At 69.1% G+C, this 20,739-nt stretch carries 20 protein-coding genes and 1 other RNA gene; 10 read left to right on the top strand and 11 right to left on the bottom strand.

All coding sequences use genetic code 11. From position 1 onward, the window contains the following. Window positions 1–111 precede the first annotated feature (111 nt). Window positions 112–2,961, top strand: a complete 2,850-nt coding sequence (locus OG417_RS39280; protein ID WP_329240077.1) for a helix-turn-helix transcriptional regulator — start codon at window positions 112–114, stop codon at window positions 2,959–2,961. Here the strand turns inward: OG417_RS39280 and OG417_RS39275 are convergent. Then, entirely contained in the window at window positions 2,945–3,313 is a 369-nt protein-coding gene (locus tag OG417_RS39275) for a hypothetical protein (protein WP_329240075.1), read from the bottom strand. The two genes, OG417_RS39280 and OG417_RS39275, sit on opposite strands and share 17 nt — an antisense overlap. Window positions 3,314–3,367: 54 nt before the next feature. Then, window positions 3,368–3,754, bottom strand: coding sequence for a DUF6191 domain-containing protein (locus tag OG417_RS39270; RefSeq protein ID WP_329240074.1), 387 nt, complete (start codon window positions 3,752–3,754; stop codon window positions 3,368–3,370). A gap of 145 nt (window positions 3,755–3,899) precedes the next feature. Here OG417_RS39270 and OG417_RS39265 point away from each other — a divergent pair, with 145 nt between their 5' ends. From OG417_RS39265 to rnpB, 4 genes are all read left to right on the top strand, one after another. Then, window positions 3,900–4,724 carry a Nif3-like dinuclear metal center hexameric protein gene (locus OG417_RS39265; RefSeq protein WP_442875779.1) on the top strand — a complete coding sequence of 275 codons (825 nt, stop codon included), beginning with the start codon at window positions 3,900–3,902 and terminating at the stop codon, window positions 4,722–4,724. After that, window positions 4,721–5,464 carry a zinc ribbon domain-containing protein gene (locus OG417_RS39260; protein ID WP_329240071.1) on the top strand — a complete coding sequence of 248 codons (744 nt, stop codon included), beginning with the start codon at window positions 4,721–4,723 and terminating at the stop codon, window positions 5,462–5,464. Before OG417_RS39265 ends, OG417_RS39260 begins: the two co-directional genes overlap by 4 nt. A 5-nt stretch (window positions 5,465–5,469) precedes the next feature. After that, on the top strand, window positions 5,470–6,576 hold the full coding sequence (locus OG417_RS39255) for a bifunctional RNase H/acid phosphatase (protein ID WP_442875778.1): 1,107 nt from the start codon (window positions 5,470–5,472) through the stop codon (window positions 6,574–6,576). 39 nt (window positions 6,577–6,615) lie between these two features. After that, window positions 6,616–7,010: RNase P RNA component class A (gene rnpB / locus OG417_RS39250), an RNA gene on the top strand. A gap of 32 nt (window positions 7,011–7,042) precedes the next feature. On the opposite strand, the gene OG417_RS54585 is transcribed toward rnpB, so the two are convergent. The 4 genes from OG417_RS54585 to OG417_RS39235 form a co-directional block, all read right to left on the bottom strand. Beyond that, the gene (locus tag OG417_RS54585) at window positions 7,043–7,366 is read right to left on the bottom strand and encodes a tyrosine-type recombinase/integrase (protein ID WP_442875603.1); all 324 of its coding nucleotides are present in this window, start codon (window positions 7,364–7,366) and stop codon (window positions 7,043–7,045) included. Beyond that, window positions 7,282–7,956 carry a replication initiator gene (locus tag OG417_RS39245; protein WP_329240070.1) on the bottom strand — a complete coding sequence of 225 codons (675 nt, stop codon included), beginning with the start codon at window positions 7,954–7,956 and terminating at the stop codon, window positions 7,282–7,284. Before OG417_RS39245 ends, OG417_RS54585 begins: the two co-directional genes overlap by 85 nt. Window positions 7,957–8,447: 491 nt before the next feature. Further along, entirely contained in the window at window positions 8,448–8,804 is a 357-nt protein-coding gene (locus tag OG417_RS39240) for a hypothetical protein (protein WP_329240069.1), read from the bottom strand. Between the two features lie 675 nt (window positions 8,805–9,479). Further along, window positions 9,480–9,986 carry a DUF3592 domain-containing protein gene (locus OG417_RS39235; protein ID WP_329240067.1) on the bottom strand — a complete coding sequence of 169 codons (507 nt, stop codon included), beginning with the start codon at window positions 9,984–9,986 and terminating at the stop codon, window positions 9,480–9,482. Between the two features lie 793 nt (window positions 9,987–10,779). On the opposite strand from OG417_RS39235, the gene OG417_RS39230 reads away from it, so the two are divergent. Continuing rightward, window positions 10,780–11,118, top strand: a complete 339-nt coding sequence (locus OG417_RS39230) for an SDR family oxidoreductase (protein WP_329240065.1) — start codon at window positions 10,780–10,782, stop codon at window positions 11,116–11,118. Window positions 11,119–11,535: 417 nt separating this feature from the next. On the opposite strand, the gene OG417_RS39225 is transcribed toward OG417_RS39230, so the two are convergent. Continuing rightward, window positions 11,536–11,913, bottom strand: coding sequence for a hypothetical protein (locus OG417_RS39225; RefSeq protein WP_329240064.1), 378 nt, complete (start codon window positions 11,911–11,913; stop codon window positions 11,536–11,538). Window positions 11,914–12,170: 257 nt separating this feature from the next. Here OG417_RS39225 and OG417_RS39220 point away from each other — a divergent pair, with 257 nt between their 5' ends. Beyond that, window positions 12,171–12,620, top strand: coding sequence for a hypothetical protein (locus OG417_RS39220; RefSeq protein ID WP_329240063.1), 450 nt, complete (start codon window positions 12,171–12,173; stop codon window positions 12,618–12,620). Between the two features lie 457 nt (window positions 12,621–13,077). Here the strand turns inward: OG417_RS39220 and OG417_RS39215 are convergent, their stop codons facing one another. Next, the gene (locus OG417_RS39215) at window positions 13,078–14,220 is read right to left on the bottom strand and encodes a GAF domain-containing sensor histidine kinase (protein ID WP_329240061.1); all 1,143 of its coding nucleotides are present in this window, start codon (window positions 14,218–14,220) and stop codon (window positions 13,078–13,080) included. A gap of 521 nt (window positions 14,221–14,741) precedes the next feature. Between OG417_RS39215 and OG417_RS39210 the strand changes: the two genes are divergently transcribed. The 3 genes from OG417_RS39210 (at window position 14,742) to OG417_RS39200 (ending at window position 17,249) form a co-directional block, all read left to right on the top strand. After that, window positions 14,742–15,152, top strand: a complete 411-nt coding sequence (locus OG417_RS39210; protein ID WP_329240059.1) for a hypothetical protein — start codon at window positions 14,742–14,744, stop codon at window positions 15,150–15,152. Between the two features lie 81 nt (window positions 15,153–15,233). Further along, window positions 15,234–15,638 (top strand): hypothetical protein, encoded by a 405-nt coding sequence (locus OG417_RS39205; protein WP_329240057.1) that lies wholly within the window; start codon window positions 15,234–15,236, stop codon window positions 15,636–15,638. An 864-nt stretch (window positions 15,639–16,502) separates the two neighbouring features. After that, complete coding sequence (locus tag OG417_RS39200) at window positions 16,503–17,249, top strand: hypothetical protein (protein WP_329240055.1); 747 nt, start codon at window positions 16,503–16,505, stop codon at window positions 17,247–17,249. 35 nt (window positions 17,250–17,284) lie between these two features. Here the strand turns inward: OG417_RS39200 and OG417_RS39195 are convergent, their stop codons facing one another. From OG417_RS39195 to OG417_RS39185, 3 genes are all read right to left on the bottom strand, one after another. After that, the gene (locus tag OG417_RS39195; RefSeq protein ID WP_329240053.1) at window positions 17,285–17,878 is read right to left on the bottom strand and encodes a hypothetical protein; all 594 of its coding nucleotides are present in this window, start codon (window positions 17,876–17,878) and stop codon (window positions 17,285–17,287) included. A 117-nt stretch (window positions 17,879–17,995) separates the two neighbouring features. Further along, entirely contained in the window at window positions 17,996–19,729 is a 1,734-nt protein-coding gene (locus OG417_RS39190; protein ID WP_329240051.1) for a hypothetical protein, read from the bottom strand. 241 nt (window positions 19,730–19,970) lie between these two features. Beyond that, on the bottom strand, window positions 19,971–20,537 hold the full coding sequence (locus tag OG417_RS39185) for a YbhB/YbcL family Raf kinase inhibitor-like protein (protein ID WP_329240049.1): 567 nt from the start codon (window positions 20,535–20,537) through the stop codon (window positions 19,971–19,973). Window positions 20,538–20,739 lie beyond the last annotated feature (202 nt).

The raw sequence follows: 20,739 nt of genomic DNA, 5'->3' as shown, positions 1-20,739 counted from the left end.
CGACTGATCGATTACATGATCACTTCGCGCCCGGGAGACTTGCATCCGCATATTTACCTATTTGCTGACTTTGTTCGCCGTACTCGTCGTACGTGATCCATACTCCTTGGTGTGGCCCGGCGAGTCTCGTGCCCTACTCTCATCGGCCGCACCGCGGAGCTGGCGCGGCTGGACGCCGCCCTGGCTCAGGCGCGGGGCGGCTCTTCCGTGCTGCTCTTCGTCTCCGGCGACGCCGGCATCGGCAAGTCGCGGCTGGTGGAGACGTTCACCGCGCGGGCCAGGGAGAACGACGCACTCGTCTTCTCCGGCGCCTGTCTCGACCTGGCCGAGGGCGCCGCGCCGTACGCCCCCTTCGTCGCCGCCCTCCGGCCGCTGGCCGACGAGCTGAGCGGCGACGAACTCGCCCACGTCCTCGGCGAGGCGCGCCAGGAGCTCGGCGCGCTGCTGCCCGGGCTGTGCGGGAGCCCGACGAGCCGGCACGACCAGACCGAGCGCGGACGCCTGTACGAGCTGGCGCTCGGGCTGTTCCGGCGCATGGCCGCACTGCGCCCGGCCGTCCTCGTCCTGGAGGATCTGCACTGGATCGACCCGGCCTCGGCCGACCTGCTGGCGATGATCGGCGGCAACCTCCGGCACGCGGGACTGGTGATCGTCGGCACCTACCGGAGCGACGAGGTGCCGCGTGACCACCCGCTGCACAACATCGTGCTGGAGCTGGAACGCTCCGGCCGTGCCGAGCGCATCGAGCTGACCGGTCTGTCCGTCGAGGAGGTGACCGCCCAGGTCACCGGCATCCTCGGCACCGAACCGGCGACGCGGCAGACCAGGTCGCTGTTCGACCGGTCGGAGGGCAATCCCTTCTTCGTCGAGGAACTGCTGGCCGCCGGGCCGACCCGTACGGAGCTGACCGCCAGCCTGCGCGACGTCCTGCTGACCCGCGTCGAACGCCTCGCCCCGGCGACGGGACGGGTCCTGCGCGCCGTCGCGATCATCGGCCGGGGCGGGGACGAGGAGCTGATCGGCACCGTCACCGGGCTGTCCGCGGGCGAGCTGGAGGCCGCGCTGCACGAAGCCGTCTCGCACCGGCTCCTGATCGTCACGGGCGACGGCTACGACGTCCGGCACGCGCTGCTGCGCGAGGCGCTCCACGCCGACCTGCTGCCCGGCCGGCGCAACCGGCTGCACCTGGCGGTCGCCGAGGCCCTGGAGGACAAGAACGTCCCGGCCGAGTCGGCGCGCCACTGGTACGCGGCGGGACACCACCCCGAGGCCCTCGCCGGCTTCGTCGCCGCGGCGGCCGCCGCCCAGGAGGCCAACGCCTGGGCCGTCGCGCTCGCGCACTACGAGCGGGCGCTGCGGCTGTGGCCGGATGTGGCCGACGCGGAGAGCCGCTGCGGACTCGATCACGCGGAACTGCAGCGGCGCGCCGCCGAGGTCGCGATGGCCGAGGGCGAGACCGACCGCGCCCTCCAGCTCACCGAGGCGTCGATCGCCGGCCTCGACGCGGGAGCCGAACCGCTGCGCGCGTCCGCCCTGCGCATCCTCGCCGGCCGGATCCACTGGGTGGCCGGGGACGTCGCCGCCGCCTGCCGCTCCTACGACGAGGCGGTCGCGCTGCTGCCCGCCGAGGCCTCCACGCGCGAGCGCGCCCAGGTGCGTGCCCTCCAGGGGCATGCCTTCATGCTCCAGAACCGCTACACGGACGCCGCCGCCTGCTGCCGGGAGGCCATCGCCGTGGCCGTCGCCGTGGGCGCCCCCGACCTGGAGGTGCACGCGCGCAACACCCTGGGCGTCGCGCTCGCCATGCTCGGCGATGCGTCACGAGGCCTGGACGAGCTCGCCGCCGCGCTGCGGCTCGCCAAGTCGCGCGGCGACACCTGGGAGCTGGGCCGTACCTACGTCAACTTCTCCGACGCGCTGCTGTGGGCGGGCCGCTGGGCGGAGGCCGCCGAGGTCGGCATGGAGGGTGTGCACGTCTGCCGCGGCCTCGGCTACGGCCGTACGACCTGCATGTGCGCGGCGGGCAACACGCTGGCCGCGATGGTGCGGCTCGGCCGCTGGCCGGACGCGGACCGGCTGGCCGACGAGGTCGAGGACATCGACGCGCCGCCCGGGCAACGGTGGGGCGTCACCCTGGCCATGACCGAGCTGGCACTGCGCCGCGGCGACGTCAAGGGTGCCCGGGTGCTGCTGTCGTCGGTCGAGGAGACCGCCGAGCGGTCCCAGAACCGGGAGCTGGTCACCTCGTTCCACGTGTGCGCCGCCTGGCTGGCGATCGCCGAGGACGACCACGAGGCCTGCCGCGAGCGCGTACGGATCGGCCTGGACCTGATCCGCGGCTCGGAGTATCTGCGGTTCGGCCCCGAGCTCTGCTCCATCGGCCTGGCCGCCGAGGCGGCGATCGGCGGAGAGCCCGGTGAGTTCCTCAAGGAGTGCCGGGAGTTCCTCAGCGGCATGACCGCGTGCCCGGAGCCGGAGGCGTACGGACGTACCGCCGAGGCGGAGTCGACGCGACTCTCGAAGCCCGATCCGGTCGCGTGGGCGGACGCACAGGCCGCGTGGGACGACCTCGGCGAGCCGTACAACGCGGCGTACTGCCGGTTCCGCGGAGCGGAGGCGCTCCTGGCGACCAAGGGCTCGCGTGAGGAGGCCGCGACACTGCTGCGCGCGGCCCACGAGACGGTCGTGGCGCTGGGCGCGGACAGCCTGCGGAGAAAGATCGAGGACCTGTCCCGGCGGGGACGCCTGGAGCTGGTGCGCGCGGGGGAGACGGTGCCCGGGCTGACCGCCCGGGAGGGCGAGATCCTCGCCCTGCTGAGCGACGGACGGACCAACCGGCAGATCGCCGAGGCGCTGTTCATCAGCGAGCGCACGGTCGGCGTCCACGTCTCGCGCATCCTGCACAAGCTCGGCGTGCCCAACCGCGGCGCCGCCGCGCACCTGTTCAGAGCGGCCGAGTGAAGGTCTCGCCGCGCAGGGCGCGGTCGATGAGGTCGACGCCCTCGGCGATCGCCACGAGCCGGGTGCCCTCGCGCCGGTAGATGTCGAGCACGGCCTCGACGCCGTGCGGGGGGATGACGCCGGACAGCTCCGTACGGGCCGTGCGGAACCCCAGCCGGGCCGCCTCGACGCCGGCGGACACGTGCTGGCGCGCCATCCGGGCGAGCGCCACCGGGTAGCGACGCAGCACGCCGTAGCGGCGGTATTCGGGCGGCACGAACTCCAGGAGCCACGCCATCGCGGTCTCCTCGAACCTCTCGGTGCCCGGCGGGTGCACGCCGGCAGGCCAGCCGGGCGGAACGTACGCGTTCACAGGGATCAGACTACGACGAATTCGAACGTGCGTTCGATGAAAGTGGAGGGGGACTCAGTCTTCGTCCTTCGTCTCCGGCTCGTCCGATGCGTCGGGCCCGTCGGGCTCGTCGGGTTCGCGCCGCCGGGTGATCCGGATGGTGCCCGAGTCGAGGTCGTCGCGGCTGCGGCCGCCGGCCTCGGTGTGCAGCTCGTGGCGGCGAAGCTTCTCCTTCTCCTGCTCCTCGAGCTGGATCTGCTTTCCGGAGCCGCCGAACGCGGCCTGCAGGTCGGCGAACATCCCCGGACCGAAACCGGCCCCTGACTCGGAGTCACCGCGGATCGCCGACATCAGCCCGCCGCCGCCCGTGCCGTCCTTCGGCCAGTCGATGACCTCCGGCGTCGGTGGCGAGGCCGTACGTTTGCGCGGGCGCCTACGACGCCGCCGGAACGGTGATCTCACGCATCCTCCAACGTTCGGCCGATCCCCAGGATTCCTTGAGACTGCGAGGGCAGACTCGAAGAGACCGCCCGGGAAGCCTCGCGCGGTCTCTTATGAGGGACCCGCCCGAATGGTATGCGCCCTCGCGGTGATCTCGGACGGTAACCTGCGGAGCGTGTCCCTCACTCTGGCCGACATCGTCGGGATCTTCGAAGACCGTTACGATCCGGCCTGGGCGGAGTCCTGGGACGCCGTCGGCCTGGTCTGCGGCGACCCGGGCGCGCAGGTCCGCCGGGTGCTGTTCGCGGTCGACCCGGTCGCCGAGGTCGCGGACGAGGCGCTCGCCTGGGGCGCCGACCTGATCGTCACCCATCACCCCCTGCTGCTGCGCCCCGTGCACGGCGTCCCCGCCACCACGCCCAAGGGACGCCTCGTCCACCGGCTGATCCGGAGCGGTACGGCGCTGTTCACCGCGCACACCAACGCCGACGTCGCCGACCCGGGGGTCTCCGACGCCCTGGCGCGCGCCGTGGGCCTGACCGGCGACCTGAGGCCGCTCAGCCCGTCGCCGGACGATCCCCGGCGCGGCCTCGGCCGGGTCGGCGAGCTGCCGGAGCCCCTGACCCTGCGGGAGTTCGCGGCCGGCGCGGCCGAGGGGTTGCCGGCCACCGCGGGCGGCCTGCGCGTCGCCGGCGATCCGGATGCCCTCATCCGTACGGTGGCGGTCTGCGGCGGGGCCGGCGACTCGCTGCTGGGCGCGGCGCGCGCGGCGGGCGCGGACGTCTACCTCACCGCCGACCTGCGCCACCATCCGGCCTCGGAGTTCCGCGAGGCGGGCACGACGGCGCTGGTCGACGCCGCGCACTGGGCCACCGAATGGCCATGGCTTCGCGACGCGGCCGGGCTGTTGGGGGAGACTAACGTTGAGACCCGGATCTCCGCGGCCGTCACCGACGCCTGGACCTTTCGATCCTGTGAAGGAAGTACGTGAAAGCAGCACCTGAAGCCCAGTTGCGGCTCCTCGACCTGCAGGAGCTCGACACCGCGCTCGACCGGCTCGACCATCGCCGGCGCACGCTGCCCGAGCTGGCGGAGATCGAGCACGCCGAACAGCGCCTGCGCGAGTTCGGCGACGCGCTCGTCGCCGCGCAGACCGAGATCAGCGACATCGACCGGGAGCAGAAGAAGGCCGAACAGGACGTCGACCAGGTCCGTGCCCGCGCCGAGCGCGACCAGAAGCGCCTCGACTCCGGCCAGGTCTCCTCCGCCCGCGACCTGGAGAACCTCCAGTCCGAGATCACCTCGCTGCAGCGCCGTCAGTCCGACCTCGAGGAGATCGTCCTGGAGGTCATGGAACGCCGCGAGGAGGCCGAGAACCGCCTCCGCGAGATCGAGGCCGACCGGGAGACGGGGGAGAAGGCCCTGGCCGAGCTGACCGCCCGGCGCGACGCCGCGTACCGCGAGATCGACGGCGAGGCCGAGCTGACCAAGCAGGCCCGCGCGGGCGTGGTCAGCGACATCCCGGGCGACCTGCTGAAGCTGTACGACAAGCTGCGCGACCAGCAGCGGGGCGTCGCCGCCGCGGCCCTGCTGCGCGGTCAGTGCCAGGGCTGTCACCTGCAGCTCAACACCGTCGAGCTGAACGACATCCGCGCTGCCGCCCCGGACGACGTCATCCGCTGCGAGGAGTGCCGCCGGATCCTCGTCCGTACCAAGGAATCCGGCCTGTGAGACTGATCATCGAGGCGGACGGCGGCTCCCGGGGCAACCCCGGCCCGGCCGGCTACGGCGCGGTCGTACGCGACGCCGTCTCCGGTGAGGTGCTCGCCGAGGCCGCCGAGTCGCTCGGGGTGACCACCAACAACGTCGCGGAGTACCGCGGCCTGATCGCCGCGCTGACGAAGGCCGCCGAACTCGCCCCGGACGCCGACGTCGAGGCCCGCATGGACTCCAAGCTCGTCGTCGAGCAGATGTCCGGCCGCTGGCGCATCAAGCACCCCGACATGAAGCCGCTGGCCATGGAGGCGCGCAAGCTCGCCTCCGGCTTCTCCTCGGTCCGCTTCACCTGGATACCGCGCGAGCGCAACAAGCACGCCGACCGGCTCGCGAACGAGGCGATGGACGCCGCCGCCCAGGGGCGGGAGTGGTCCGCCTCGTCGTCCTCCGCCCCTGCCGCGTCCGACGATGAGGAACCTCACCGAACGACCACGGCGGGCTGGGCCGCCCCGACGGGAGCACCGACCCGTACGCTGCTGCTCCGGCACGGCGAGACGTCCCTGTCGGCGGAGAAGCGCTTCGCGGGCGTCGGCGAGATCCCGCTGACCGAGACGGGCGTGCTGCAGGCGAAGGCCGCGGCGAAGGCCCTGGCCGGCCGCTCCATCGACGCGATCGTCTCCTCACCGCTGGGCCGGGCACGCCAGACCGCGCAGGAGGTCGCCGACGTGCTCGGCCTGCCGATCCGCACCGAGGACGGCTTCCGCGAGACCGACTTCGGCGACTGGGAGGGCTACACGTTCGCCGAGGTCCGCGAACGCTGGCCGGCCGAACTCGACACCTGGCTCGCCGACCCGTCGGTGGCCCCGCCGCACGGCGAGAGCTTCACCGACGTCGCCCGCCGCGTGAACACCGCCCGCGACAAGCTCCTCGTACGCTTCCGGCAGCAGACCGTCCTGATCGTGTCGCACGTGACCCCGATCAAGCTCCTCGTACGCTCCGCGCTGGAGGCGCCGCCGTCGTCCCTGTACCGCATGTTCCTGGACGTGTCGTCCCTCTCAGAGATCGACTGGTACGCCGACGGCCCCGCGGTGCTCAAACGCTTCAACGACACTCACCATCTCGGCTAGGGGCGGGACCGTCACACGGTAAAATGTCGGGCTGGTGGACGAGTCGGCCGGGCGGCCGCGGCGGGGCCCCGCAGGGGGTCCCGACGAGGAAGGTCCGGGCTCCACAAGGCAGGGTGGTCGGTAACACCGACCCGGAGTGATCCGCGGGACAGTGCCACAGAAAACAGACCGCCTCCGCGTCAGCGGAGGTAAGGGTGAAACGGTGGTGTAAGAGACCACCAGCGCCCCAGGCGACTGGGGCGGCTCGGTAAACCCCACCCGGAGCAAGGTCAAGAAGGGCCCGCCACGGCGGACCCGCGCAGGCGTTCGAGGGCAGCCGGCCCGAGCCTGCGGGTAGACCGCTTGAGGCCGTCGGCAACGACGGCCCTAGATGGATGGCCGCCCGCTCCGCCGAAGCGGAGCGACAGAACCCGGCCTACAGGCCGACTCGTCCACCACACCGGCCTCTGACCTGCGGGTCATCTCCTCAGGTCCTGTCTTCAGGGCACATCGAGGGCACATGGAGCGCAGCCTTGAAGGCATTGTCCAGGGCGTCACGAGCACGGCCACTCGCCTCGGGCACCAGGTGACCGTACAAGTCGACCGTCGTCGTGATCGAGCGGTGGCCGAGCCAGCGCGAGACCTCGGAGATCGGAACGCCACTCGCAAGAGCTGTACTGGCGAAGGTATGGCGCAGGTCGTGGAAGGTCGTGTCAACGGGCAGCCCTACCGCCTTGATCGCAGGCTTCCAGATCCTCTTGTTGCAGTAGTCACGCCGAAACAGGGTGCCCCGCTCGGTACGGCACAGCACGTGCACAGCGGCTGTCCGAGCGCCTGGTCTCCACGCTCATGCCGGGCGAAGCAGGCGAGCAGCTGCCCGTGGGGACAGCGTTCGGCGTCTCGGCGGGCGTGACATGGGTCAGGACGGCAGGTGCGGCGGGCTTTGTCGCGGCAGGAGTGCCGGCGGACGTGCCGGGTGTGCACGGCACCGAAGGACGGGGCGGTGAACGTCGCGAACACCGCCGGATGTCCGGCGACCGAGGCGGGGATGGTCTTGCCGCCGATCAGGCCGGAGCGCACGAGCTGGTAGGCGTCGCGGCGGTAGGTCTCGGCGCAGGAGGGGCAGGCGGTGACACGGCGGTTCCCGCACGCCTTGTAGATGATCCCGTCCGGCATGCCCTCGGTCGACGCGGAGGACAGGACTTCGCCCGTGGCGGCGTTGAGGGTGACCAGGTCACCGGTCAGGAGTACCGGGTGAGAGCATCCAGCTGCAGGCCAGACGTGATCGAGCCACTCGAAGTAGCCCGCTCCGGCGCGTGCCAGAGCGGTTTCAGTGGCAGAGGTCGGCCGGGCGGCCCCACGAGGTGGTGAGATCGCCCGGCCCGAGATGTCAGGACTCACCGGCTGGTAACCGGCACCTTGTGCATGAGCCGTACCTGAACGTGACTCGGGATCTCGTACCCATCGTCGGGTTCGCCGGTGCCGCCGCAAGTGGGGCACCAGATGTCGAAGCCCGAGCTGTCCCAGCCCGATCCTGCACAGTCCTCACAGACTGCGATCTGCTGAGCCGCAATCTCGGCGGCAATACGAACAGCGATCTTGAATGCGGTCCCCGTGATCTTGACTTGCCGGAACTCGGCCGGACGAGGGGAATCCGTGGTGATGACGAGGCCTCTGCAAGGCCGACACACGTCATCGAGGTTGTTGCGGCTCAGCCGCACACTGCACCGGCGGCAAGCCCTGTTGTTGAGGGTTGTTCCGGTCGTGGACGGCTGTGACGTAGCCTGGACATGCATCTCCGATGTCCTTTCATGAGGCGGATGATGCGTCCGGCCTCGGTGGGTGGCACCCCACCAGGGCCTCTTGCGCAGAAGCTGATGCGCGCAAGTCTTTTAAGCGGACTTCCCGGCGATCCTTCGAAGCGTGCCGTTCTTGCCCGAGAAGACCATTCCCAGAAGTTCACGGTGGAAGGGACTTGGCGGTAGACCTCGCTCCCAGGCGGCCACCATGGATTTGAGATCCGTCTCAGTGGGAAGATGCTGACCACATATAGCGGCAGCTTTCTTAAGCTCCACGATAACTCGCGCTTGAGACCAACCTCGCTGACGCCGCAGGTATTGGATCGGAAACGGCTTTCCGGGGACAGAATGCGACCCCATCAAGGTATTCATGTGTGCAGCTAATGCCTCGACATCGCCGAGGACATGCATGATCCGGCCTCTAAGTTGCTTCAGCTCGGCGTCGGTCACCGATCCGATCCCACGTCTCCCTGACTGTTAGCGCTCTTACTCCTGATCAGCTCCTCTACAAGCGCCACGTCATCCTTGTCGTAGTTGATGCGAACGCCTGATATCGACAGTCCAGCCGCTTCAGCTAGATCGATGAGTCGATACGGCCGCGGATGCATGAACTCACGGGCGTATGCGATGAGATTTCGGAGATCCTGTTCGTCCTGGAGTCGCCTTCGGCGAGCTTCCTGCACCTGGCTGAGCAGCGGATCGACTCCGTCTCCCCAAGCTGCCCGCTCGGGCGGCCGAACTGGGGTGCGGCCCACAGCAGGGCCGCAGGCATTGGGATCGACGCGGCCTCGCCCTGGAGGGCGGGCCGCGCGACCCAGCCCGCCGCAGGCGCCCCCGCCGGCTCGCCCGGACAGCGGAAGATCGGGCCGCAGATGAGGACAAAAGTCCACAGCAGTCATGGGGTGCCGCTGACCGGTTCCCGACTTGCGCGGGGACCCCTCGCGGGGCCTCGGGACGGGCCATCGTGGGCAGGCAGGTGCCAGCCCGTCAGCCGACAAGGCTACGAGGCCCCGCCCCCACGCAAGTCCGGAACCGTCCAGCTCCAACCTGCCGACGGCCACCGGGAACGGACGAGGCGAGGCATGCCGGCCCAGTCCAGCTCAGTCGCCACCAGGTCGGCCGAACTCAACCGAATAGTCGAGTGACGAGCAAGCCGGCCCCGGTGGCAGTCCACAACGCGCCGATGACGAGGGTGACAATGAGCTGCTGTGGCGCACCGGTCCACCGCCGGGACACGATATAAACGCGTGGCGGGTCATCTGCCGTGTAGTAGACCTCGACCCGTGCACCTGGGCTGACCTTTTTGACAGGATTACGGGTGGTGCGTTCGTGTAGTTGTCCATTGCTGGCGAGGAATTGGACGACCGGATAAGAATGGGCCCCCTGATAATAGCCTTCGCTCTCCTTCGGATCTACCTCTGAGCTGCGGCGTACGGCCACTACGTGCGCGATGGTCTTGGTCCCCCGGCGTCTACGGAGCTCTCCGCGAAGAGTGAACAAAAATATCGCCAGTGACACCAATCCACCGGCGAGCAGTATCGTCATTTGCCAGGCTGAACCCCCATGTGCATCATTCGTCGCCGCCATCGCCCCGGTGACATCGACGACGCACACGCAATCATGAGCGGACATAGGTTCATCTTTCCATAATCGCGGAGTCGGCAGCTATCGGGAGCAGGGAGGGGGCTGGTGCATCCCTGCACGCGGTCACGCGGCGAGGGCGCATCGAGGGCACATGGCGACGCGACCCAGCACGAAATGACGAGAAACACCGAGATGCCCTAACCGCAGGTCAAAGGCATGATCGATGCTTCCCGCCAGGTCAGAGCGACTACCTTTTAAAAACCCGGCCTACAGGCCGACTCGTCCACTGTGCCGGGCCGGGGGGCGACCCCCGGAACCCCCGCTGTGAGGGGCCTCCGCCCCCCGCACCCCCCGCGGGCTGAGGGCCGGGGGAGGCTTCGAGGATGACCGCTCACCTCAGGTTTCAAGTGGCCGTTGAGATCGTTGTGATCAGTCGGTGGCTGAGCCGGCACCGGACTGTTGAGATCGGCGAGGCGGCTGGCGAGAGCAGTGCCAGCGGCCGGGTCCGACCCGGCCTTCGCCATGAGCTTGCTGAAACCGCTCTGCCGGCTCCTGGGTTCAGAATCAACCGGGCGAGCCCGGAAAGAGGTCATCTCGATGGCTGACGAAGCCTTCGCCGTCCGCGTGCTCGATGCACTGCACGACGGCCGCACGGCGGTACGCCGGCACGACGGCGTCCGAGTCCTGTAGGGATCTCACCAGCACCATTTACGTCGGACGTTCGTCACCCTCGCGCTGGCGGGAATCCGGAATCTGTGGATCGCGCAGCTTGAAACCAACCTGATCAGCGCCGTCCTGGTCACGAACGCTCTGACGCCACGGCTGGCCGATCACGCCCCGAGTGATCTCGATCGGGTCGATCGCCGGAGCGAGCGGAGGCGGATCGTACGGATCAGCCAAGGCCGCCCGGCATAACTGGACCGCCGACCTCGCTTTCGATCTCGGCGGGCGCGGCATCACCGTGAACGCCATCGCACCCGGACTGATCGAAGACGCCGAATTCTTCGGCGGTGCTCTCCCACCAGAGCGCCGAGCCACCCTGATCGGCCAGGCGGCGGACGGCCGCCCAGGCCGCCCGGCGGACATCGCCGCCGCAGTCTCTCTCCTGGCCTCACCCGAAGCAGGTCACAAGACCGACCAGGTGATCCGCGTCAACGGCGGCGCCCTCCTCGGACACTAGACCTCGCGAATCCCCACGGCGGAAAATCCGCACACCGGAAGGCCAGCGATTGAACTGCGAACCACGGCAGTCGTTGGGCGGGCGGTGTTCCCTGTCCTTGGGTGGGCCCGCGAACGCGGATGCCTACACCGGCAGCGGTCCTGGTGACCTATCGGCCCCAGGCCGGCCGGCCGCCGGCCGACCAGCTCGTCCCCGACCTCCAAGACCGGCTCGTCTACCTTCCCGCTAAGCCCTGACCGCCCGGTTCACCTGCGTATCCGGCGCCTGCAGGCCATGGCGAGGTGATCTCACCGCCGAAGCCGAAAGGCCCAGCGGCCGATCGGACCAACGCGCGAATCGACTGGCGTGAATTCCCTGCCGTGAAGAGTGTCCGTCACCGTCAGTGGCGGCAGGGAGGTGGCCGCCGATTGGGTGAGGTCAGGTGGGGTCGTCGGTCTGCCAGAGGTAGAGGAACCGGTCGGGTCGCAGGCTCCATGCCTGGAGAATGGTGATCAGTTCTGCCTCGTCCGTGGCTGTCGCGTCCTGAATCAGGATGGCCCCGAGGTCGTAGTCGAAGCCGTCGATCTGGTCGGCATCGTAGTCCCAGTGCGTCAGGCGGTATTCGCGCGCATGGTCGGCCCGTTGCCAACCTTCTTGGCGCGCTTGGTGGTCGGCAGGCGTAGCCACCGGTCTGATGGTGACGAAGGCTCGCCGGCCAGGGCCGCCGGCCGGAACCTCGACCGCCAGCGGCCGGCCGAGGCGCAACGCGGTCAGCTTCTCTGCGGGCCGGCGCGGTCCGTCGTCAGGGGTACTCATGCAGCCGCCAGAGTAGGGCCGATGGAGCGATGAATCGTTCGGCGGACTCTAGGATCATGATCCGCGGTCGGCAACTCAGTTCTCATCGCCTGGTGTGGTCGCCGGGGGCGTAGTGGTTCCAGGTTCCGCCGGCTTCGGCGGCGACGCGGGTGGTGCCCGGCGCGCCCATACAGAGCCGCTCCGGTCACTGCGGTGTGGTGATCATCATGAGAGACTCTTCCAGTGGCACCTGACTTGCCGCAGAGGGCGGTCACCTGATGTTCGCGGAGACGGGCCTGTTCCAGGCGGTGACACGGTTCTTCCGGGAGGTCCGGCCCGGTCCGATGGCCGCCGCCCCGGCGGAGGCCGTGACGTGGTCGTCGCGGTTCCGCCTCGACTATCTCAGGGCCCTTCCGGCCAGCCACCTCGGCCGGTCGCGGACCCTCTACCGCGGCGATAGCCGCGACCCCGGAGTGGTCTTCACCGAGGGATTCCGGCCGTCCGGCGGCCATGGCAGGGTCGTGTATGCGTCGCCCCGCCTGATCACGGCGGAGCGTACGCCGAGGGGGCGGGGCAGCGTCTATGAGATCCAGGCGCCCGGCGGTACCCGGCCCACCGGCCAACTGCGGTCGGTCCGGTTCGTTGAGGGGATCGACGCCCGGTACGTGAAGGCCCATCTCGCCCCAGACGGGACGCGGACCCCGAACCCCGGCTTCGACCCGCGCTGAGGCCCCTCCCGAAGGTCGTACCCGTGCCAACGGCCGGGTCCGACCCGGCCTTCGCCATGCGCTTGCTGAAACCGCTCTGCCGGCTCCTGGGTTCAGCGTTGACCGGGCGAGCCCGGAAGAGGTCATCTCGATGGCCGACGAAGCCTTCGCCGTCCGCGTGCTCGATGCACTGCACGACGGACGCACGGCGGTACGCCGGTACGACGGCGTCCGGGTCCTGTAGGGATCTCACCAGCACCATCCGACTCTGTGCAGACGCGGCCCGAAGTCTTCCAAACCGGGGCTACGAGCAGGACAGTCGCCGACTGAACCATTGGACGGCCCGCTGACCGTTCAGGCATGCCCCCCAGGGGGAGCGGGTCCCGTCACGAAGCGCCATGCGAGCCTCGTACCACTGTTTCGATGCCTGCATCCACGGATGCCGGCGTAACGCCAGGGCGCCGAGCCGCTGGCGTCATCACACGTCGGCGATTGGGATCTGGGCGAGTAGTGAGGTGCCGCCTCCGACCGGGCTCATGATCTGAAGGCTGCCGCCGAGTGCCTCGACACGGTCCGTGATGCCGAGGAGTCCTGATCCGCGGCCGGGGTCGGCCCCTCCCTTCCCGTCGTCGCGGATCGACAGCCGGATGGCGGCACCTTTGACGCTGAGGTCGACGTGCACGACAGACGCGTCAGCGTGCCTGGCCGCGTTGGTCAGCGCCTCCGACACGACGTGGTATGCGGTTACTTCGCTCCGCTCCACCAGTTGCCGGTCGACGCATATGTTGAGGTCGACCGGGACGGCACAGCAGTGTGCGAGCGCCTTGATCGCGGGCTCGAGGCCCCGCCGAGACAGGAGCGCCGGATGAAGGCCCCGCGCAATCCCCTGCAGGTCTTCGAGTGCCTCGTTCAGAGTGTGCGTCGTGCCGGACAGCAGTCTTTTGAATTCTTCGGGATCGGTCGGCGGCATGGCCTCCATGGCACGCAGTTCGAGCATCACCGCGACCAGACGCTGCTGGGCCCCGTCGTGCAGATCGCGTTCGATGAGACGGCGGGTCGCGTCGGCGGCGGCGAGGACCCGGGCTCGGGAGGCTTGCAGCTTCGCGTGGCAGTCGGCGTTCGCAATGGCGGCGGCCACCAGGTCGGTGAAGTCGAGCATGCGCTCCTCGGTGTACTCGGGCAGCGGCTCGGCCGTCGACCCGGCGGCCACCGCCCCCCACAGGTGCCCGCCGACCGTGACGGGGCAGCCGACGGCAGAGTTGAGACCCATGTCGCGCAGCGCGGTGCCGAGCTCACCGGCACCTACGGCGTAGGCGTCGTCGATACGCCCCGATGCCTCCGTCCGTGCCACCAGTTCCGTGACCGTCCCCTTCTCGAGCGGCCAGCGCGAGCCGAGGGGCATTGTCTCGCTGTTCCAGACGCCGACCGTGGTCGCGGTGGCATCGGGCTCGTAGCGCATCACCACCGTGTTTCGTATCTCCAGGGTCTGCCCCACCTCGCGTGCGACCGCGGCGAAGATCTCGTCCGGGGGAGCACGGTGTGCGACGAGTGTCGCCAAGCGTAGATCGGACACGGCAGTTTCTCCTTTCTCTGACGAATCGCAGCTCACAGTCCGGACCATTAACGCCTGGGTCCTGAATGCGTGACCAGCGAGATCTGATCACTCCGAGGTTGATGAACTCGCGTCAGAGCCCCCAGGTGCACACACGTGCAAGTCGTTCTCTGACACCGTGCCACCGTCTCCAGCTCATGCCTGGCGCGTGACACCCGGACGCCCGTTCGGGCAAGCATTAAATGGACGATTCGGTCCAACGTTGCCTCGCCCTATCTGGACTTGTCAAGATGATCTATGGGCGCCGGGGGTGGAGGCGTGCAGGGATAGCTCTGCTGGCGTGGCCTGAGTTACCATCGATAATATGGTGACGACTGTTAGTCGATGCAGCACTTAATGACCGCCGACCGGACCGAAGAGGGGACGGGACTTTTACGTCCCGAACGCTCTATCGCCGGAGAGCTGTGGCTCCAGCTCATGTGCGAGGCGCGCTGCGCCTCCGGAGGTCGACGTGGTAAGACGCCGTGAGCCGCTGACGGCTGAATCAGGTGCTTCGGTAACCTTCGGCGCCGCTGAAGCGTCGTAACGGCATGACCGATCCCTTTGGTCGTTTCCCATACGTGGCCCTGCTCTCGCTGGCCTTGACCGCCGCGTGCTCCGGGTCCGGCGTCAGCGCGCGCAGTTCTCCTGCGAGTACGGCGGGTGGCACGCGCACGCGCTCCGGCACGCTGCGCGGTCACCTGTATGCGGTCGGCGGACCCGCGCCCGGCCACCGATGGGCCCTTCCCGGAAGCATCACCGTCAGCGGGAACGGGACCGAATGGGAGGTCAAGGTCGACTCCGATGGCGGCTATTCCATGACGATGTCCCCTGGCCGCTACGTAGTGACCGGGCACAGCCCTGATTTCAACGACGGAGCGGTGCCGTGTTCAGCGCCGAACCCAGCCCAGGTCGGTAACGGCCGCACAACCACCCTGAACGTCTACTGCCAGATGAGGTAGCCGCCTCCAAGTCGAACTAACCACCGGCCCCGTGGTTGGATGGAGCCGGTCACGGGGGACATGGTTCTTTGAGGGATCGGCGTGAACAGCGGAGCAGCAGCGGAGCGAAAACGGCCGTTGATGGGATGTTTGACCGTTGGGCTGTTCCTATCTTCCGCGCTTTTCGCTGGGCTGATGCTCTTGTTCAGTTCGCTGGCCACCGTCGAGGCTGAGTCGCCGGAGGACTTTCCCGGGCTGCGGGACAACAACAGCGATATCGCCTTGATCTTCCTCGCCCTTGCCGTCCTGGTCACCGTGGTTCTCGGAATTCTCGTGGTGGCCTTTCGAAGGTCACATATCGCTCGTACCGTTGCCGGAACGACTGTTTGCGGGCTGCTGCTCGCGGTGGCGGCCTATCGGTCGTACACGCTGATTCCGATGCTGAAGTGCGGCCACAACGCTGTCGCGCGGCAACCAGGTGGCTCATACGAGTGCCGCGACCGCTGACATGCGGACGACCGGCTGGCTTGCCGGCTATCGGCACACTGCGGCGCCGGGCGAATTCGTGGCTACGTCATGATCAATGATCGCGGTGGAACCAAGCTCACCACGCTCCGGTCACCGTCGACGTCGTCGACGACGAGCCCCACATCGGCCGGGAACCCCGTTCCAGTCCGGTGCATCATCGGGGCGGGATCGACCAACGGGACATCGAACCCTGACGGCGGATGAGCCGACCCGTCCGCCAGGTGCCGCAGGGGCCGGCGATCGGCGCGTGGCGGTGGCCTGCGCCGAGGTGTCGAGGCGACGTCACGTCGCCGGCTCGCTGTTCAGACCCAGACGTGGGATAACGCCGGAACCATGCGGGGATACATCAAGCCTGGTCGGCCGCCGGCGTGGCGCTAGGTGATCGATTAATTACTCTTTTATTGCGATTTCATCGGCCGCCACTAGAGTTTCGAATTGGGTGTTCTGATTTTTCATCGTAATTGATCATTCCTGGCAGGCGAGCGTCGTAATCATTGATAGACATAATCGCTAAATTTTATCGTTCCGTGATAACAATGGTGGCGTCGGTCTCCGATCGCCGGGAAGATGCCGCGGGCCGGTCGCTGCGCCTTGCCGATCTCACCGAGGCTCAGCGCGCGGGCAGAGCCTGCCTGATCTGTCGCAAGCGGTCCGGCACCGGGAGGTTCGTACGGGCTGGACGACTTCCCGGCGGGCAAAGTCTCATCGTCTGCGCCGACCACGCGACCGGCCATGACGAGTAAGTCCGGAGGTGGTTGCGAGACGACGGGCGCAGGCGCGCCAGGTCGCCGGCATCCGCAAACACGTTGACCGTCCAGGCGGCTCCGCCTCGATCATGAACGAGTGGATGCCGATGATTACGTGCGGTTCGCGGGCGAGGCGATCGAGTACTTCAGGCGGCGAGAGGCCGACACCTCCGAGCCTGGGTGGACCCTGGGACGTCGAACTGCCGAGGCATGGATGGAGGTGCTGAACAGCGGACGCCGCGATCCCGATGCGGTGAGCCGGTTGGACGAACTGATGAGGCAAGGGGCCGGCGATCCTCACCGTTCGTGGCTTGCCCTGAGGGTTTTCTATGACCACTGGCGGGACGATCGCCGGAAGATCACGCATCTGGACGCCGAGCGGATCCAGGCGATTGCGCAGCCGCTCCTGGGGAGCCCGGCTTGGGGCGTCACACTGGGGATCGGCAGTTTCCTCACCATGGAATTCGGGGACGCGGTACCTCCGGCGACGCCCGAGGATGCCACTCACGGTGAGTGGCATCTTTGGGTGGCGATGGCGGCCTGGCGACTGGAGAGCGACACCGATGTGATCGTCGCATCGGAGTATCCACGGCTGTTCATTCGCCGGGCGATCCAGGTTCTCAACGGTCTCAGACTTGTCGGAGTCAGTGTGCAGGCTCCGAGCCTGGAGACGACCTTCCTCTTCGAAGACCTCCGCCTGCGCCTGTTCCCGATGTACGCGGCCGCCGACGCCGGTTTAGGCGACTGGCTCCTTTGGACGCCTTCCGGCCGGGTACTCACGGTGGGAGAGGGACCGGTATGGACGCTCCGGGACGGTTCTGCTCCCACGGTCGTAGAGCGATGAGAGTACGTCACCGGCCTCATCCGGCGAGGCCGGACTCACAGCTTGCCGGCGATCAGCACGGTGCGGTGGCCCCCCAGGCGCCGGGTGAATTCGTCGATGAATCCGGGCCGAAGCGGGGGCCGGTTCCAGAAGGTGAAGCCCAGGTGGCCGAAGGCGAAGTAGTCATCGGCCCACTTCCAGGCGGTGGGTTCGACCGGACGTGAGCAGGTGGGGCAGGAAAGGATGACGTCGCGTCCTTCGCTCCATCCGTGTACGACGTCCTGGAAGGGCGCCCACGCCTCGGCGTCGAGTTCGAAGGCCTCGTCGACCAGCTCGATCTCGGCTGCGCGATGCGGGCAGGCGACGGCCGTGGGTTCGCCTTGCCCTCCGTCGAAGACGGTGCGGCCGGTGGTGATGTCCATGCCGTTGGTCCACAGGTTCTGCCAGGGATCACTCCATCCGGAGGCGTCCACCACCTCGTCGGCGCGCGGGCCGGGCGGATGTCCGAGGTCGCTTCCGAGGACGCAGTCGGTGCGCTCGGAGGACACGATCCCGGCGGAGCTCAACCAGTCTCGTACCTCCGTCGCCACGGCACCCGCATCCTGCGAACTCACCTGCACGTCGACGATCGTCTGGAACCAGTCGCCCACGAGAACTCCCTCTGTCACCACCATCAACGGAGCGAACCTACGGCAGGGGACCGACAGAGAAAACGCGCAAGGCCCCGCCTGCCCGGAAAGCGGGAGCGGGGCCTTGCGCGTTGACCGTCAGCGGCGGTAGTCGCCGTAGGAGTTCCAGTCCTCCGGGCGCTTGTCCTTGTCGTTGTTGCTGCCGTACGAGTTGCCGTAGGGGCTGCTCGGGTACGCCTGCGTGGCGTTGGGGTCGTCCGCCGGCTGGCCCGGGGTCGACGACGAGCCCGGGTCGTAGCCGGAGGAGCCCGACCCGTAGTTCCCGTACGAGGACGACGAGGACGAGCCGCCGTACGAGGAGTAGCCCCCCGTGGACGAGGACCCGTACGAGTCGGAGGACGAGCCCGAGTAGCCGGTGCCCAGCGGGTCGTCCGACGAGCCGTACGGTGACGAGTCGCCGCTCGACGAGTAGTTCGACGACGAGCCGTACCCGCTGTCGTACGAGGACGACGAGCTGTCGTACGAGGGCGACGAGCTGTCGTAGGAGGACGACGAGCCGTACCCGCCCGTGCCGCTCGATGAGGACGACCCGGAGTAGCCCGTGCCGAGCGGGTCGGAGCCGTAGTCCGACGACGACCAGCCGCTGCCCGCCGAGGGCACGCCCCCGGCCGACGGCGATGAGCCGTACGACGACCCGTACGAGGACGAGGAGGACGACGACCCGGACCCGTAGGACGTCGGGCGCTCACCGGTGCCCAGAGGATCGCTCAGGGGATCGTTCAGCGGGTCGTAGCCCGCGGCCGGTGCCGGGTCGCTCTCCGGGGTGGAGCCCGCGTTGCGCTTGCGGTCCGACTGAATCTTGGCCAGCAGCTCGTCGACGCTCGGCAGCCGGTGTTCGTCCTCGCCGCCGGACGACGGGACGGGGCCGGAGGCGGACGCCGCCGGCTGTACGGCCGTGGCCGGTGCCGACGACGGCGTCGGCGGCGCGGGCGGCGGCTGCGGCGCCGGGGGACGGGTGCCGCGGGCGCCGTACGTCGGCCGCTCGCCGGTGTTCAGCGGGTCGTCGCCGAAGCCGTTGTTCTGCGGCTCGGACCCGTATGTGCCGAAGCCACCGCTCTGCTCGGCGGAGCCGAACGACGGGACGGGAGCGTTCGGGTCGGTCTCGCCGGCGCGGCCGACCGGGACGTCGAGCGGGTCCGCCGGAACGGCCGGCTGGGGTGCGGTCGGCGGTGCCGGCGTGTCGATCGGGCCCACCGGGTGCGACTCCATCGGCGGCTGGCCGGGGCCCTGCGGCAGCGGTCCGGGGCCGTGCGGCGGTGGTCCGGCCGGGCCGCCGGGGCCACCGGCGCCGCCAGGGCCACCGGGCGGAGGGCCGAGCGGGTCGTTGCCGCGCGGCTCGGCCGGCTGGTCGCCGTTCTGCCGCCAGGGGAACTTGGGCTTGTCGAAGGTGATGGTCGACCAGTACTCGTCGTCGTCCATCTCCTCGTTCGACCGGCCGGACGGCGCGGGCGCCGGGCCGGGGGCCGCGGGCAGCGAGGCGTGCGAACCGGGTGGCGGGCCCGCGACCGGGCCGCCGCCGGGACCGGGAGGCCCCGCCATGGGACCGGCCGGGAGCTGCTGAGGACCGCCGAGGGGCGCGCCCGCGACACGCATGTCGCCGTACGGCTCCTCCTCGTACTCGTACTCGTCGTACTCCTCAGGCTCACCGCGACGGCCGCGGGATCGTCTTCCACGGCGGCCGCGGGGCTGCTCGTCCTCGGCCATCCAGTCGTCGTCGTCACCCGCCCGGCTCGCCCTCATGCCGAGTGCGACGAGCACCCCGACGAGAACGACCACCGCGACGAGTCCGAGGACAACGATCAGGCTCCACATAGCACCACCCAACGCCATGGTCTAGCGGTCGACGCCGACGCGGAGACCGTTTCTGTGATCACCGGCGTCCGGGCCCCCAGGGACCTAGACCGATTGTTGCCGACCGCTATGACCCTTGTCACACGGTTCGCGGACATCTACTCTCACACTACTTGCCGCAAATGGCCACTCGGGTCAGTGGCCGTCAACTCATGGCCTTCGTCACGCGAACCTCCCCCGTTCACGTGGGCGAACACCCGACTCACCCCCCACCGAAGCGCACCGTCATCCGGCCGCGGGCGACCGTGCGTTGGGCGATCTCCGACAGCACCTGGTTGAGCTTCGCGCCGTTCGACAGCGGCACCTTGGCGTTCAGGGCGTACACGGTGAACCGGTAGCGGTGCTGCTCGCCCTTTGGCGGGCACGGCGGGGAGTACCCCGTCTCGCCCGCGGTGTTCAGCGCCTGCTCGGCATGGCGCGGCACCACGCCCTCGAGCAGGTCGTTCGCTGTCGCGTCCATGTTGAACAGCACCCAGTGGACGTACGCGCCGCTGGGCGCGTCCGGGTCGTCGAGCACCAGTGCCTGCGCGCCCACGCCGGTCGAGGCGACCGACCACCGCAGCGGAGGCGTCTTTCCCTGCCCGCCCGCCGCCTTGCAGGCGAACCGGACGGGAATGGACGCGCCCTCGCGGAACGCCGGGCTGGACACGGTGATCGAGTCCGGCACGCTGCCGCGTACGATCTTGGTCTGCCCGACCAGGCCGCATCCACTGAGCGACAGCAGTCCGACGGCGGCCAGGCAGACCGGCCGCCAAAACGTGGTCATCATCGATCAATAGCTCCCGGGGGACGATCGTACGCCGCGCCCGGCCGGTGGCCTCGCATTCGGCGGTATCCGCGGAGCCGGTGCCGGATGCTGTCTCGCTCACACGAGGCGGCGGCGGGGCGTCCGGCCCACCTTAGGGCCTCTCGCGCGAGCCCGCCGTTTCAGGGCGTACGGGACTTCGCCGGAGCGGGCCCGCCGTCGCGCG

Source organism: Actinoallomurus sp. NBC_01490 (assembly GCF_036227085.1).
GTDB lineage: Bacteria > Actinomycetota > Actinomycetes > Streptosporangiales > Streptosporangiaceae > Actinoallomurus > Actinoallomurus oryzae.
Note: the sequence above shows the minus strand (reverse complement) of the source record. Positions and strands in the feature narration are given on the sequence as shown.